Origin of the sequence: Jiella soli (assembly GCF_020615385.1) — a bacterium.
In the GTDB taxonomy this organism is placed as follows: Bacteria; Pseudomonadota; Alphaproteobacteria; order Rhizobiales; family Rhizobiaceae; genus VKMB-3413.
Genome location: NZ_JAJAVB010000012.1, coordinates 1 through 13,281, shown reverse-complemented (window position 1 = coordinate 13,281; position 13,281 = coordinate 1). Strand labels below are relative to the sequence as shown.

13 protein-coding genes are annotated in these 13,281 nt (G+C 64.6%); 8 read left to right on the top strand and 5 right to left on the bottom strand.

Annotated features, from left to right (window positions below; all coding sequences use genetic code 11):
• Window positions 1–345: 345 nt before the first annotated feature.
• The 5 genes from LH400_RS07060 to LH400_RS07040 form a co-directional block, all read right to left on the bottom strand.
• Window positions 346–1,077, bottom strand: a complete 732-nt coding sequence (locus LH400_RS07060) for an SDR family oxidoreductase (RefSeq protein ID WP_229151966.1) — start codon at window positions 1,075–1,077, stop codon at window positions 346–348.
• A gap of 74 nt (window positions 1,078–1,151) precedes the next feature.
• Entirely contained in the window at window positions 1,152–1,880 is a 729-nt protein-coding gene (locus LH400_RS07055) for an SDR family oxidoreductase (RefSeq protein ID WP_229151965.1), read from the bottom strand.
• 31 nt (window positions 1,881–1,911) lie between these two features.
• Window positions 1,912–2,643 (bottom strand): SDR family oxidoreductase, encoded by a 732-nt coding sequence (locus LH400_RS07050; RefSeq protein ID WP_229151964.1) that lies wholly within the window; start codon window positions 2,641–2,643, stop codon window positions 1,912–1,914.
• 93 nt (window positions 2,644–2,736) lie between these two features.
• The gene (locus tag LH400_RS07045; protein WP_229151963.1) at window positions 2,737–3,621 is read right to left on the bottom strand and encodes a sugar phosphate isomerase/epimerase family protein; all 885 of its coding nucleotides are present in this window, start codon (window positions 3,619–3,621) and stop codon (window positions 2,737–2,739) included.
• A 61-nt stretch (window positions 3,622–3,682) separates the two neighbouring features.
• On the bottom strand, window positions 3,683–4,681 hold the full coding sequence (locus tag LH400_RS07040) for a sugar-binding transcriptional regulator (protein ID WP_229151962.1): 999 nt from the start codon (window positions 4,679–4,681) through the stop codon (window positions 3,683–3,685).
• A gap of 192 nt (window positions 4,682–4,873) precedes the next feature.
• On the opposite strand from LH400_RS07040, the gene LH400_RS07035 reads away from it, so the two are divergent.
• The 8 genes from LH400_RS07035 (at window position 4,874) to LH400_RS07000 (ending at window position 13,035) form a co-directional block, all read left to right on the top strand.
• Entirely contained in the window at window positions 4,874–6,325 is a 1,452-nt protein-coding gene (locus LH400_RS07035; RefSeq protein ID WP_370638346.1) for an extracellular solute-binding protein, read from the top strand.
• A 207-nt stretch (window positions 6,326–6,532) separates the two neighbouring features.
• A complete protein-coding gene (locus tag LH400_RS07030) occupies window positions 6,533–7,408 on the top strand; it encodes a carbohydrate ABC transporter permease (protein WP_229151961.1) in 876 nt (291 codons plus the stop codon).
• A 4-nt stretch (window positions 7,409–7,412) separates the two neighbouring features.
• Window positions 7,413–8,249, top strand: coding sequence for a carbohydrate ABC transporter permease (locus LH400_RS07025; protein ID WP_229151960.1), 837 nt, complete (start codon window positions 7,413–7,415; stop codon window positions 8,247–8,249).
• A 4-nt stretch (window positions 8,250–8,253) separates the two neighbouring features.
• Entirely contained in the window at window positions 8,254–8,523 is a 270-nt protein-coding gene (locus LH400_RS07020) for a DUF2160 family membrane protein (protein ID WP_229151959.1), read from the top strand.
• Window positions 8,524–8,528: 5 nt separating this feature from the next.
• A complete protein-coding gene (locus LH400_RS07015) occupies window positions 8,529–9,578 on the top strand; it encodes an NAD(P)-dependent alcohol dehydrogenase (protein ID WP_229151958.1) in 1,050 nt (349 codons plus the stop codon).
• An 11-nt stretch (window positions 9,579–9,589) separates the two neighbouring features.
• Window positions 9,590–10,651 carry an ABC transporter ATP-binding protein gene (locus LH400_RS07010; RefSeq protein WP_255616872.1) on the top strand — a complete coding sequence of 354 codons (1,062 nt, stop codon included), beginning with the start codon at window positions 9,590–9,592 and terminating at the stop codon, window positions 10,649–10,651.
• A 173-nt stretch (window positions 10,652–10,824) separates the two neighbouring features.
• Window positions 10,825–12,408: an adenylate/guanylate cyclase domain-containing protein gene (locus tag LH400_RS07005; RefSeq protein ID WP_229151957.1), complete on the top strand. Its 1,584-nt coding sequence runs from the start codon at window positions 10,825–10,827 to the stop codon at window positions 12,406–12,408.
• A 108-nt stretch (window positions 12,409–12,516) separates the two neighbouring features.
• Complete coding sequence (locus tag LH400_RS07000; protein WP_229151956.1) at window positions 12,517–13,035, top strand: RNA pyrophosphohydrolase; 519 nt, start codon at window positions 12,517–12,519, stop codon at window positions 13,033–13,035.
• The last annotated feature ends 246 nt before the right edge of the window (window positions 13,036–13,281 follow it).

The following is a 13,281-nucleotide window of genomic DNA, read 5'->3' as shown; positions in this document are numbered from 1 at the left end:
CACGTCATATGCGCGGCAAACCTTCCGGCTCCTGCGTCCGACGTTCCCCTGGATTCTCGGGACAGGCCCGAGAATGACGATCTGGAGGGAGTGGCTCCGCGTCATGACGAAAGCCCGAGACTGCCGCGAGCGGTGACGAAGAGACCGATCGGGATTGACGGACGGGGCTTTCTCGATCGCCAAATCTCCCGCGACCGTTTCAGAATGAGCAACACCATCCACGCTTCGTCATTCTCGGGCTCCGTCCCGAGAATCCAGGGCGGCGTAACCGGGGTGGTGCCGTCGCAGACAGGAGAAGACGCGCCGGTCGCGGCGCGTTCTCCGCCAGCCCCTCGACCGGCGGCTTCACCGAACCGAATATCCCCCGTCCGCCATCAGCACCGCGCCATTGACGATGCCGGCCTCCGCCGAGGCGAGATAAAGCGCTGCCGCCGCAATTTCCGAAGGTCGGGCGAACCGGCCGACCGGGATGTCGCCGCGCGCCTTCTCGCCCTTTTCACCGGACCAGCCGACCAGCGCCATCGGCGTCTCGACCACGGTCGGAGCGATGGCGTTGGCGGTGATGCCGTAGCGCGCCCATTCGATCGCCATCACCTTGGTGAGGTTGATCAGTCCGGCCTTGCTCGCGCCATAGGCGGCATGCTCCTCGATGGCGATGACACCGGCCTGGGAGGAGATGTTCACGATGCGGCCACGGCCCGAGACCTTGAGAAAGGGCAGGGCGCCGGCGGCCATAAGCCAGGGCGCGCGAAGATTGATGCGCATCGTCCGGTCGAAGGCGTCGATCTCGGTCTTTTCAGCCGGAAAGACGATGCCGAGGCCGGCATTGTTGACGAGGATGTCGATGCCGGTCTCGCGGCCGATCCGCTCAACACCTGCCGCGATCGCCGCTGGATCTTCCAGATCGATGACGGCGTGGCGGTGGACCGGCCCGAGGCGTTCGGCAAGGCCTGCGGTCTCAGCGATGTCGACCAGCACGAGCCGCGCCCCGGCCCTGGCGAAGGCCTCGGCCATGGCCGTGCCGATGCCGCCGGCAGCACCCGTAATGACGGCCGTCAGGCCCGATAGATCGGCCATACAGCTCCTCCCTTGCATGAAGAACGGGATGCCATCGAGAGCGAGGCGGCGGCGAACGCCGCCCCGTCGCGACCTCAGATGTCGAAGTTCGTCGGCAGGACGATCATGTCGCGGATGGTGACGTTACGCGGCCGCGTCAGCATGTAGATCACCGCATCCGACACCTCGGTCGGCTCGATCAGGCTCCCCGAATCCTTCGCCGCCTGGAGTCGGTCGGCCGGCCAGTCGGCAAGGAGGGCCGAGACCACCGGTCCGGGCGAGACCTGCCCGACGCGGATGCCGTGCTTGTTGAGCTGCCGGCGCATGGTCTGGACGAAGCAGGTGACCGCCCATTTCGAGCCCGAATAGACCGGCTCCCACTGGATCGGCATGTGGCCCGCGACCGAGCAGGTGACGACGATGTCGCCGGTCTTGCGCTCGATCATATGGGGGATGACGTCGCGCACGTTCTTCATCACGGCGTTGACGTTGAGATTGAGCATCCGGTCGATGGTCGCCGTGTCGGTCTCGGTGAGATCGCCGCCGATATAGGTGCCGGCATTGCAGTGCAGGATGTCGATCCGCCCGGCCTTCTGGAGGATCTCCGGCACCATGGCGGAGCAGCTCGAAGCGTCCAGGAGATCGGTGATCTGAGGGATCGCCTTCTCGCCGAGGCGGCTCCCGATCTCGCCGAGCGCCTTCTCGTCGCGATCGACCATCACCACCGTCGCGCCTGCGGCGATCAGCGCTTCGGTCGTCGCCAGTCCGATGCCCGAGGCGGCGCCGGTGACCGCCGCGACCTTGCCGTCCAATGACTGCGCCATTTCTCTTCTCCCAAAGTTCGCGCCGAATTCCTCAGACGCTCAAGAATCCGCCGTCGATCGGCAGCACGGCTCCCGTCACCATCGCGCTGTTTGCGGACAAGAGCATCGCGATCATGCCGGCGACATCGTCGACCTCGGCGAAGCGGCCGATCGGCGTGCGCGACATCATCGGTTGGCTTTTTTCCGGATCGCTCCAGGCGGCCGCCGCAAGCTCGGTGAGCGTGATCCCCGGCGCGACGGCGTTGACGCGGATGCCGTGCGGACCGAGTTCCTTCGCGAGCACGCGGGTCGCGCCTTCGAGCCCTGCCTTCGAGGCGGCGTAGCAGAGATGGTTCGGAAAGCCGCGATGGCCGGCGATCGAGGTGACGTTGACGATCGCCCCGCCGCCGCCCGCCGCAATGCGGGCTCGCGCAAATTCCTGAGCGCAGATCAGCGCCGCGCGGAGATTGATGCCGAGGACAGCCTCGTAGCCTTCCTCGGTCATGTCGAGGACGCTTTCCAGGACGTTGGTTCCGGCGCAATTGACGAGATGATCTGCCGGGCCGGCCTCGCGCATGGTCTCGCGGGCGGCTTTGGGATCGAGAAGATCGGCGGAGATCGTCCGGCATCCGGTTTCGGCGGCAAGGCTATCGAGATCGCTCTGCGTGCGGGCGATGGCGACCACCTTCGCGCCTCGCTTCGTCATCAACTGGGCCGTCGCCCGGCCGATCCCCTTGCCGGCTCCCGTAATGATGACGGTCTGGTTCTGAAAATCCTGCGGCATCTCGTGATCTCCACTCATCGAATACGGTATCTGCGCCGGCTGAAGCCCGCGGCGCGACGCCTGCACCAAAGCGTTCGCGGCTGGTGGCGTCGTTCAGACCGCCGCGAGCACCTGGCGCGCCATCGCCGCCTCGCGCCACTTCTCCTCGATGAACGTCCTGGCGTGCGCGGCGAGCGCATCATTGTCCGTCCAGGTGTCCCGCCAGATCCCGCAGGCGACCGACAGCGCCTCGTCGACGATCGCGCCGGAAAAGCTCTCGAAGGTGATGTCGCGGTCGTAGCCGATGTCCGCGAGCGCCCGGAAATAGGCGGTGAAATCGATCGTCCCGGTGCCGAGGAAGCCGCGATAGTTCTCGCCGATGTGGAAGTAGCCGAGCCGATCGCCGGCGAGCCGGATGGCGGCGGCGGGATCGGCCTCCTCGATGTTCATATGGAAGGTGTCGAGATGCAGCCGCACGTCGTCGCGGTCCGTGTCGGCGATGAACTTCAGCCCCTGCGCCGTAGTGTTGAGAAGGTTCGACTCGAACCGGTTGACGATTTCGAGGACGATCTCGACGCCGCATGTCCTGGCGGTTTCGGCCGTCGCTGCGATCGCCTCGGTGCTGTTCATCCAGCCGTCGCGGCTTGGCATCCGGTCATATTTGCCGTGCTTGGAATAAAGGATGCCGCCGAGCCGGATACCGCCGACGTCGCGCACGGTCTTCACGACGTCGGAAAGCAGAGCGCGGCCATGCGCCACGACGTCCCGGTCTTCGCTCGAGACGTCCGCCTCGGGCGGCAGGCCCATCGTCACCACGATCTCCAGGTCGAGCGCGCGGGCCCGGGCGGCCAGCCTCTCGATGTCGTAGCGCCCGGGAAAGAGATAGGCGAGCTCGACCATGCGGTAGCCATGCTCGGCCGACTTTTCGAGGGCCATCTCCAGCCCTTCCTGCGTCTTTCCGTCGGTCCACACGAAGGAGTGGATGCCAAGGCGTCGCATGACTTTTCCTCCCAGAAGTCGAAATACCGTCGTCGTCCTTGCGGGCGAGGCGGCCCAAGGGTCATCCGGCGCGCCGTTTCCGGGTCGCGTCCGCAACCGTGTCGTCGCCGGCCTTCAGAAGCAGCTCGGCGGTCACGTCGTCGGTGATCAGCGTGTCGATCAGACCGCGCCGCGAAGCCGCGCGGATGATCCCCACCTTGTGTTGGCCGGCCGCCGCCATGATCTTCTCCGGCGTGCGTTCGACCACGTCGAGATCGACGCCGATCGTGCGCCGGTCGAGCGCATGTGCGATTGGCTGGCCCTTCTCGTCGAGGAAGCGGCCGAGCACGTCGCCGATCGCGCCTGCATTGGTGATGTCGGCGGCCGAGTATTCCTGCGGCAGCCCGTTGGCGACGAGATAGGAGCGGTCGGAAATGTCGCTCGCCGTCAGGATCGCGGCGTCGAGGGCCTCGAACTTGCGGAAGTGGTCGGCGAAGATCTTCTGCGAGAGAAAGACGTCGCGATCGACCCCCTCCGACAGAAAGATCGGCGCTGCGAGCAGCGAGTAGCTCGCCCCCAGCCGCGCCGCCAAACCCGAGGCGATGCTGAACGAATTGAAGGACGCGCCCTGCATGGTGCCGCCCAGCATAGAGACGATCTCAAGATCGGGATTGACGAGATTGGGCAGCTTCCGGATCGCCGCTTCCAGGGTCATGCCCCAGGAGACGCCGATCATCCTCCAGGTCTTGGCGCGGAGCCGCTCGGCCATGAACGAGGCCAGCGCCGCCCCGACGGCACCGTGATAGTCGTATTCGTCGCGCCGGGCAGGGGCGACGATGGCCCGTTCGATGCCAAGTTCCCGGCGCAGCCGCTCCTGCAGTTCGATCCGTGCGACGAAGGGCGACTCGATCTGGACCTTGACCATGCCCAGCGACTTCGCGCGCTGGATGGCCTGGTTCACACGCAACCGCGTGGTCTCCAGGCGCTTGGCGATCTCGGCCTGTGTCATGCCGTTGACGTAGTAGTGCCAGCACACCTCGGCCGCGAAGGCCTCGCCGTCTTCCTGTGCCTCCCGGATCATCTTGTTCCCGCCCTGTCCGCTCCCCCTCACGGATTGAGGAAGATGGCACGGCGCGCAAATGATTTACAAGCCATACACCTGTAAAATTTCACTTGCATCGTACTCCATACATTTGCATGGTGGCTCTCGGAGGTCGTGCGGCGAGGGCGAGGCTCGCATCGCCGTGACCTCGGGAGCGAATGGGAGGAGTTGATGAAGTTTGCCTATAGGCTGAGCACGTCCGTGCTCGCCCTGACGATGATGGCGGGTGCCGCCTTCGCGCAGGACATCGAGATCAAGAATGCCGATTGGTGGCAGAACGCCGGCAAGCAGTTCGATGGCGTCACGCTGCGCGGCGTGACCGAGTCGACCCCGGCATCGAACTACATCGCCGACGTGCTGGCGCCAAAGTTCGAGGATCTGACCGGCATCGACGTGCAGATCGAGACCACGTCCTGGGACCAGATGTACGACAAGGCCATCAAGGACATGGAGGCCAAGACCGGCATCTATGACATGGTCTATATCGAGCAGGACATCATCTACGCCTATCTGTCGCGCAATTTCCTCGTCGACATCACGAAGTCGCTGAAGGACCACGCCGATCTGAAGGCGCCGGAATACTCCGAGGAGAATCTGACGTCCTTCGCCGACAATTTCCATGGCACCAACGGCGATCTCTACGGCATGCCGATGGAGGCCTTCATCAAGGTCTATCTCTATCGGACGGACCTCTTCAACGACCCGGACGTCCAGGCGGCCTTCAAGGAGAAGACCGGCAAGGAGCTGAAGCCGGCCAAGACGCATGAGGACTATGCCGAGATCGCCAAGTTCTTTACCGATTACGGCAAGGAAAAGGGCATGGACCTGTGGGGCACGACCGCCCAGGCCCATACCGGCCATCCGGCGTCCTGGTACGAATACTTCGAATCCGTCGCCCCGACCTTCGGCGTCTACAATTGGGGCATCAACGTCGACAAGAACTATGCCGCGACCGTCGAGAACGGCGGTACGATGAACTCGCCCGAGGCGAAGAAGGCGCTGAAGTGGTGGCTGTCGATGCGCGACATCGCTCCGCCGGAATCGGTGCAGTCGACCTGGACCGAGGTCGCGACGACCTTTGCCGCCGGCCGCGCCGCGCAGGGTCTGGTCTATGGCGAGAACGCCGCCTGGATCGCGACCGACGAGGAGAAGTCGAAGGTCGTCGGCGATGTCGGCGTGGCGCTGCCGCCGCTTGAGCCGGGTGTCATGGAGGATGCCGAAAGCGGCAAGGGCTATATCGGCTACTATGACGGCGGCGCGTTCGGCCTGCCGGTCACCTCCAAGAACCAGGACGCCGCGCTGCTCTTCCTGCAGTTCCTCGCTCTGCCCGAAGTCCAGGAAGACTGGGCCGCTGCCGGCTCGCGCATCACGCTGACCTCCACCTACGATACCCCGAAGGTGCAAGAGATCGACAAGAAGCTCGGCGGCTACTACTCGATGCTGCGCGACGACGGCAAGCTGTTCCAGGGCGCTCCGCCCTATCCGTTCCACCGCCAGGTCATCGAGGCGACCACGCCGATCTTCTACCAGATCCTGACCGGCAATGTCGGCGTGGACGACGGTCTCGACCAGATGGCGGCGAAGACCGAGGAAGAGCTGAAGTCCCTCGGCTATCGCAAGTAGGACGTAGCCAAGACGACGGGCCGCGACCTTGTGGCGGCCCGTCGCCGCGCGCCGCTGGCCGATCGGCCGACGCCGGCCTTTGCGACTGGGTGCGGCCGCTGCCGAGCGTCATGCGAGAGCTCGGCCACGTCTCCAGGCCGTGCGGCGGAGCTACCAGCGAACGCTGCCATTCTCACGAAATGATGTGCCTCGAAGAAGGACGGCGCAATGCAATCCAATAGGCTGGGCTGGATCCTTCTCTCGCCGACGCTGGTGATCCTCTTCTTCTTCGGCGTCGTGCCGTTCTTCTACGTGCTCTGGCTCGCCTTCCATCAGTGGAACCCGTTCGCCGCAGATCCGACCGTGATCTACAACGGCGCCGACAACTTCCGCGCCCTCGTCTTCGACACCGGCTTCCTGTCCTCCCTAGGGGTGACCGTCGCCTTCGTCTTCTTCGCCGTCCTCAGCGAAGTGATCATCGGCTATTTCCTTGCACAGGCGCTCCTGAAGGATTTTCCGGGCAGGGCGATCTTCCGGACGATCCACACGCTGCCGCTGATCATGGCGCCGATCATTGTCGGCTCGATCTGGAAGCTGATGACGACCCCGTCGATCGGGATCATCCCGTCGCTGCTGCACTCCTGGTTCGGCTACGACCTCAATATCGGCACCAGCGCCGTCGCGGCCTTCACCGTCACCGTCGTCATGGACGTCTGGCACTGGACGCCGCTCGTCACGCTGACGCTGATCGCCGCGCTCGTGTCGCTGCCGACGGACCCGTTCGAGCAGGCGCAGATCGACGGGGCGGGCAAGCGCCAGATCTTCTGGCACATCACCTTGCCGATGATCGCGCCGGCGCTGCTTGCGACCGTCTTCATCCGCCTGATGGACGCCCTGCGCATCGTCGACGAGGTCCTGATGCTGACCGGCGGCGGACCGGGCTCGGCGACCCGCTACCTCGGCGTGCACATCTTCAAGGAAGTCTTTCCGAAGACGAATTACGGCTACGGTTCGGCGGTGTCGATCATCGTCCTCTACCTCACCATCGTCTCGTGCTGGCTGCTCTACGTCGCGCTGATCGCGCCGCGCAACAAGAAGGCCTGATTTGATGAAGCGCTACAGAACCTGGGCCAATCTTCTGTTCTGGATCGTCGTCAGCTTCCTCACGATGTTTCCGATCTACTGGCTGTTCGTCATCTCGGTGAAGCCGGCGGTGGAGCTGTTCTCGACGCCCGACGTGATCCTCAAATCCGTCTACTGGAAGAACTACATCAACGTCCTCAACGACGAGACGCTGCGCGGCTACATGGCGAACTCGCTGATCATCTCGACCGGCAACGCGGTGCTCGTCACGATCCTCGGCTTCCTCGCCTGCTATGCGCTCAGCCGCTTCAATCTCGGCGGCAAGGAATCGATCTTCTTCTGGACGATCACCAACCGCATGGCGCCGCCGGCCGTCTTCCTGCTGCCGCTGTTCCTGCTGCTCACCCAGGTCTACCGGGTCGGCGATTTCACGCTTCTGGATTCCAAGATCGGCATGATCCTCGTCTATTGCACCTTCAACCTGCCCTTCGCGATCTGGACCCTGCGACCCACCCTCGACTCGATCCCGAAGGAACTCGACGAGGCCGCCTTCGTCGACGGCGCGAGCGCCTGGACCGTGATCACCGAGATCGTGCTGCCGCTGGCACGGCCGGGAGTCGCGGTGACGCTGATCCTCACCTGGGTCTTTGCCTGGAACGAGTATCTCCTCGCCGCCACCTTGACGAACTTCAATGCCCGTACGCTGACGACCGGCCTTTCGGAATATGTCACGACGACCGGGACGGAGTGGGGCGTGATGGCGACGATCTCGGTCTTCACGCTGATCCCGGCGCTGATCATCTTCAGCCTGGTGCAGCGCCATATCGTGGCGGGCCTGACATTCGGGGCGGTGAAAGGATGACGTCTTGACCCGGACCGACACGCGCGACATCGAGACCCCGATCAACCTCCTGGAACAGGAGGAGGAGAGCCGGCAATCGCCGATCGACCGCAAGGAGCGCCACGGCTTCCTGCCGATCCAGACGAACTGGTTCGACCGGATCTTCATTTCGGTGATCATATGGGTGGCGCTCTGCCTGTTCTGGCTGCGCTTCCTCGAGCCGGCCGGTCTGCCGCTCGTGATCGCCAACATTATTGCCGGCCTCATCGGCATCTACATCGTCTGGAAAGGCTGACTGCCATGAAATCCCTGGTCCTGGAACGCAAGGACGAACTGTCGCTCCGCGATTTCCCGATCGAGAGGGAAGAGGAAACGCTCGGCCCGCGCGACGTCCGCATCAAGCTCCACACCGTCGGCATCTGCGGGTCGGACGTCCACTACTACACCCATGGCCGGATCGGCCCCTTCGTCGTGAAGGAGCCGATGATCCTCGGCCACGAGGCCTCCGGCACGGTCATCGAGACCGGCTCCGAGGTTGCCACACTGAAGGCCGGCGACCGCGTCTGCATGGAGCCCGGCATTCCCGATCCGAACTCCAAGGCGACCCGTCTCGGCATGTACAATGTGGATCCGGCGGTGCGCTTCTGGGCGACGCCGCCGGTGCACGGCATCCTTCGCCCGACCTGCGTCCACCCGGAAGCCTTCACCTTCAAGCTGCCGGACAATGTCAGCTTCGCCGAAGCCGCCATGGTCGAGCCGCTCGCCGTCGGCGTTCACGCCGCGACGAAGGCGCGGATCAAGCCCGGCGACATCGCGGTGGTGATGGGGGCGGGGCCGATCGGCCTCGTCACGGCGCTGTCGGCGATCGCCGGCGGCTGCGCGCGGGTCTACGTCACCGACCTTGCGGAAAAGAAGCTCGAGATCGCCGCAAGCCTGAGCCCGGCGATCATCGGTGTCCAAGCCGGCCAGGAGAGCGTCGTCGAGCGCGTCAAGGCCGATACCGACGGCTGGGGCTGCGACGTCGTGTTCGAGGCGACGGGTTCGCCCAAGGCCGCGGCGCAGGTCTTCGAGCCTTTGGCGCCCGGCGGATGCGTGGTGATGATCGGCGGACAGCCGGATCCGATTGCCTACGACGCGGGCGCGGCGATGGTCCGCGAGGCACGCGTCGAGAACATCTTCCGCTATGCCCACGTCTTTCCGCGCTGCGTCGCGATGCTGTCTTCCGGCGCGATCGACGTGAAGCCGCTGATCACCCGCACCTTCGATTTCGACGAGAGCGTCAAGGCCTTCGAGATCGCGGCCTCGGCGCCGCCGAGCGACGTGAAGATGCAGATCGAACTGCCGCAGTAAGGGGAAGCGAATTGGCTGGCGTCAACATCGACCACGTGGTCAAGCGCTACGGTGCGGTCCAGGTCATGCACGGAGTGAGCGTCGACATCGCGGACGGCGAGTTCGTCGTCCTCGTCGGGCCGTCGGGCTGCGGCAAGTCGACCCTCCTTCGCATGCTGGCCGGGCTCGAGCCGATCAGCGACGGGACGATCCGGATCGGCGACAGGGTCGTCAACGACGTCCTGCCGAAGGACCGGGACATCGCCATGGTGTTCCAGTCCTATGCGCTCTATCCGCACAAGACCGTGGCGCAGAACATCGGCTTTCCGCTGAAGATGGCGAAACGCTCCAAGGCCGAGATCGACAAGAAGGTCGGCCGCGCGGCGGAGATCCTCGATCTGACGAAATATCTCGACCGCTATCCGCGGGCGCTTTCCGGCGGCCAGCGCCAGCGCGTCGCCATGGGCCGGGCGATCGTCCGCGATCCGCAGGTCTTCCTGTTCGACGAACCGCTGTCCAATCTCGACGCCAAGCTTCGCGTCTCCATGCGCATGGAGATCAAGGAGCTTCACCAGCGGCTGAAGACCACGATCGTCTACGTCACGCACGACCAGATCGAGGCCATGACCATGGCCGACAAGATCGTCGTCATGCGCGATGGACGGGTCGAACAGATCGGCGCCCCCCTCGATCTCTACGATCGTCCGCAGAACGTCTTCGTCGCCGGCTTCATCGGCTCGCCCTCCATGAATTTTCTGAAGGGGAAGATCGCGGTGAAGGACGGCAGGAAGCAGTTCGTCTCGAACGAGGGCCTGGTGCTGGCGATCCCGGAGACGGCAGCAGCCGACGGGCAGGCGGTGATCTACGGCATCCGCCCGGAGCACATCGCGGTCGGATCGGGCGGCATCGCCATGAACGTCGTCGTCATCGAGCCGACGGGATCGGAAACCCAGATCTTCGCCCGCTCGGGCCGCGAGCTCATCGATGCGATCGTCAAGGAGCGGATCCGCGCGAGACCTGGCGACGACATCTCCTTCGTCATCGATCCCGCGAACGTGCATCTTTTCGATCAGAGGACCGAGCAGCGAATCTGACGGCTCAGTCGGACGCGCCGTCGCGGGTGAAAAGCCCTTTTGGGGGCCTGCCGGCGGTCGCTGGCTCTGCCCAAGCGCCTGCCGCGGATTTCCGAGCGAAGCACCGTCCTGCCACTCCCCCTGAAGGGCCGTTATCCGCTATGATCGGCGGGGCCTTGAGCGAGGCGGATTCGATGGATCGGCTGTTCCAATATCTGAACGCGCGACCGATCTGGTTCGCGGTGACGGTCGCGCTGGCTTTGGCGCTGCTTCCGGTGGCCGTCTGGCTCGACCTGAGGCACCTTTCGGACGTCGCGCTGAACGCGCAGGCGAACAGCCTCAACGCGATGATCACCGACATCCGCAGCTACTACGCCAAGAACGTCGTCGGCCGGGTGCTCGCCAATCCGGACGGGCGGACGGTCGCCGCGCACAATTACGCCGACATCCCCGGAGCAATCCCCATCCCGGCGACGCTCTCGCTGGAACTCGGCGAGGTCATCGGTCATCGCGGCGAGAACATGCGCTACCGCTTCGTCTCGGATTTCGTCTTCGCCTCCCGCCAGCCGCACCGCCTGGACGGTTTCGAAACCGACGCCTTGAAGATGTTTCGCTCCGATGAGGGAAAGCTGCCGGTGATCACCGCCGTCAACGGCTCGATGTTCGACCGCAAGATCCGGCTCGCCGCGCCCGTGATCATGGGCGAGGCGTGCGTTTCGTGCCACAACACGCATCCCGAAAGCCCCAAGCGCGACTGGAAGGTCGGCGACGTCAGGGGCATCCAGGAGATCGAGGTCGAGCAGCCGATCGCCGCCAACCTTTTCTCCTTCAAATATCTCCTGACCTATTTCGCCGGCGCCGGCCTCTTCGGCATCGCCTTCGCCTCGATGCAGTGGCGCCAGGCGCGCACCTTCGGCCGGATGAACCGCGAACTCGAGGATGCCAACTCCTTCCTCGCTTCGGTCTCGATGAAGATCTCGAAATACCTCTCGCCGCAGGTCTATCGCTCGATCTTCTCCGGCGAGCGCGACGTCGTCATCTCCACCGAGCGCAAGAAGCTGACCATCTTCTTCTCTGATATCAAGGATTTCACGGTCTCTTCGGAACGGCTGCAGCCGGAAGAGCTGACCGCCATCCTCAACGAGTACTTCACCGAGATGGCGAAGATCGCGCATGAGCATGGCGCGACGGTCGACAAGTTCATCGGCGATGCGATCCTCGCCTTCTTCGGCGACCCGGAGACCAAGGGGACCAGGGAAGACGCGCAGGCCTGCGTCGCCATGGCCATTGCCATGCAGCGGCGCATGGTCGAGCTCAACGCGGAATGGCGAAGGCGCGGCATCGAGCGCCCGTTCCAGGCGCGCATGGGCATCAATACCGGCTTCTGCAATGTCGGAAATTTCGGCAGCGTCGACCGCATGGACTATACGATCATCGGGGCCGAGGCGAACCTGGCAGCGCGCCTCGAACAGATCGCCGAACCCGGCGGGATCGTGATGAGCTACGAGACCTACGCCCATGTCGAGGACACCGTTCGGGCGCGGCCGCTGGCGCCGATTTCGCTGAAGGGGATCAGCCGCGAGGTCATTCCCTATGTCGTGGAGAACATCCACGAGGAGCGCCGGACGACCATCGGGGTCATCAACGAATTCACCGACGGGGCCCGCATCTTCCTCGATCCGGAGCGCGTGACGGCCGACGAGCGGGCGCGGCTCCAGACGATCCTCTCCGATGCGCTCGATGCGCTGCGCAAGCAGGGGGTCCCGTCCCGGACCTAGGGCAGGGCAGCGTCGGCGGTGCGGGCAGCGCGGCCTTGCCGCCGGACGCCTGCGCCCGATAACCCGGCGCAGACGAACGTCATATCCGCGAAATCGGAGGAATCCCGCATGACCAAGCCGGTCGAGTTCGAGAATCTGCCATATCGGCCCTGCGTCGGGGTCATGGTCCTCAATTCCGAGGGGCTCGTCTGGGCGGGGCGGCGGCTGGTCGAGGACAAGGGCGAGATGACCGGTGCCGAAAAGCTCTGGCAATTGCCCCAGGGCGGGATCGACGAGGGGGAGGAGCCCGTCGAGGCGGCGAGGCGCGAACTCTACGAAGAGACCGGCATGAAGTCGGTGTCGCTGCTCGCCGAGGCGCCGGACTGGATCTCCTACGACCTGCCTCCGCAACTGGTGGGCGTTGCACTGAAGGGGCGCTATCGCGGCCAAACCCAGAGATGGTTCGCCTTCCGCTTCGAGGGCGAGGAGAGCGAAATCGCGATCAACCCGCCGCCGGGCGGACATGCCCCAGAGTTCGATGCCTGGGAGTGGAAGGCCATGGATGAGTTGCCGTCCCTGATCGTCCCGTTCAAGCGCGAGGTCTATGGCAAGGTCATCGCGGCCTTCCGCCATCTGTCTCCAGGCTGAACGGCGCCTTCCGTCGCGAAGGCCTCGGTTCGTCCCGTCACCGCAAACCCTCTTTGCGGGCCGCGGAGCAGTCGATGGTCCTGGCCGCTGCCTTCGACGCGGCAGCCAAGGCTGATCAAACGGCCGCGATCGGCCGTGGATCGCCTCTGACGGGAGGCATCGGATAGACCTGCTTCAAACGGCGGTGGACTCAGAGACCGTTTGAGAATGGGTTTTGTCTGGATCTGATTTATGATTCACACTCTG

Coding starts and splice junctions, on each gene's coding strand:
- LH400_RS07060 (WP_229151966.1), bottom strand. CDS start 1,077: ATGGCCGATCTATCGGGCCTGACGGCCGTCATTACGGGTGCTGCCGGC.
- LH400_RS07055 (WP_229151965.1), bottom strand. CDS start 1,880: ATGGCGCAGTCATTGGACGGCAAGGTCGCGGCGGTCACCGGCGCCGCC.
- LH400_RS07050 (WP_229151964.1), bottom strand. CDS start 2,643: ATGCCGCAGGATTTTCAGAACCAGACCGTCATCATTACGGGAGCCGGC.
- LH400_RS07045 (WP_229151963.1), bottom strand. CDS start 3,621: ATGCGACGCCTTGGCATCCACTCCTTCGTGTGGACCGACGGAAAGACG.
- LH400_RS07040 (WP_229151962.1), bottom strand. CDS start 4,681: ATGATCCGGGAGGCACAGGAAGACGGCGAGGCCTTCGCGGCCGAGGTG.
- LH400_RS07035 (WP_370638346.1), top strand. CDS start 4,874: ATGAAGTTTGCCTATAGGCTGAGCACGTCCGTGCTCGCCCTGACGATG.
- LH400_RS07030 (WP_229151961.1), top strand. CDS start 6,533: ATGCAATCCAATAGGCTGGGCTGGATCCTTCTCTCGCCGACGCTGGTG.
- LH400_RS07025 (WP_229151960.1), top strand. CDS start 7,413: ATGAAGCGCTACAGAACCTGGGCCAATCTTCTGTTCTGGATCGTCGTC.
- LH400_RS07015 (WP_229151958.1), top strand. CDS start 8,529: ATGAAATCCCTGGTCCTGGAACGCAAGGACGAACTGTCGCTCCGCGAT.
- LH400_RS07005 (WP_229151957.1), top strand. CDS start 10,825: ATGGATCGGCTGTTCCAATATCTGAACGCGCGACCGATCTGGTTCGCG.
- LH400_RS07000 (WP_229151956.1), top strand. CDS start 12,517: ATGACCAAGCCGGTCGAGTTCGAGAATCTGCCATATCGGCCCTGCGTC.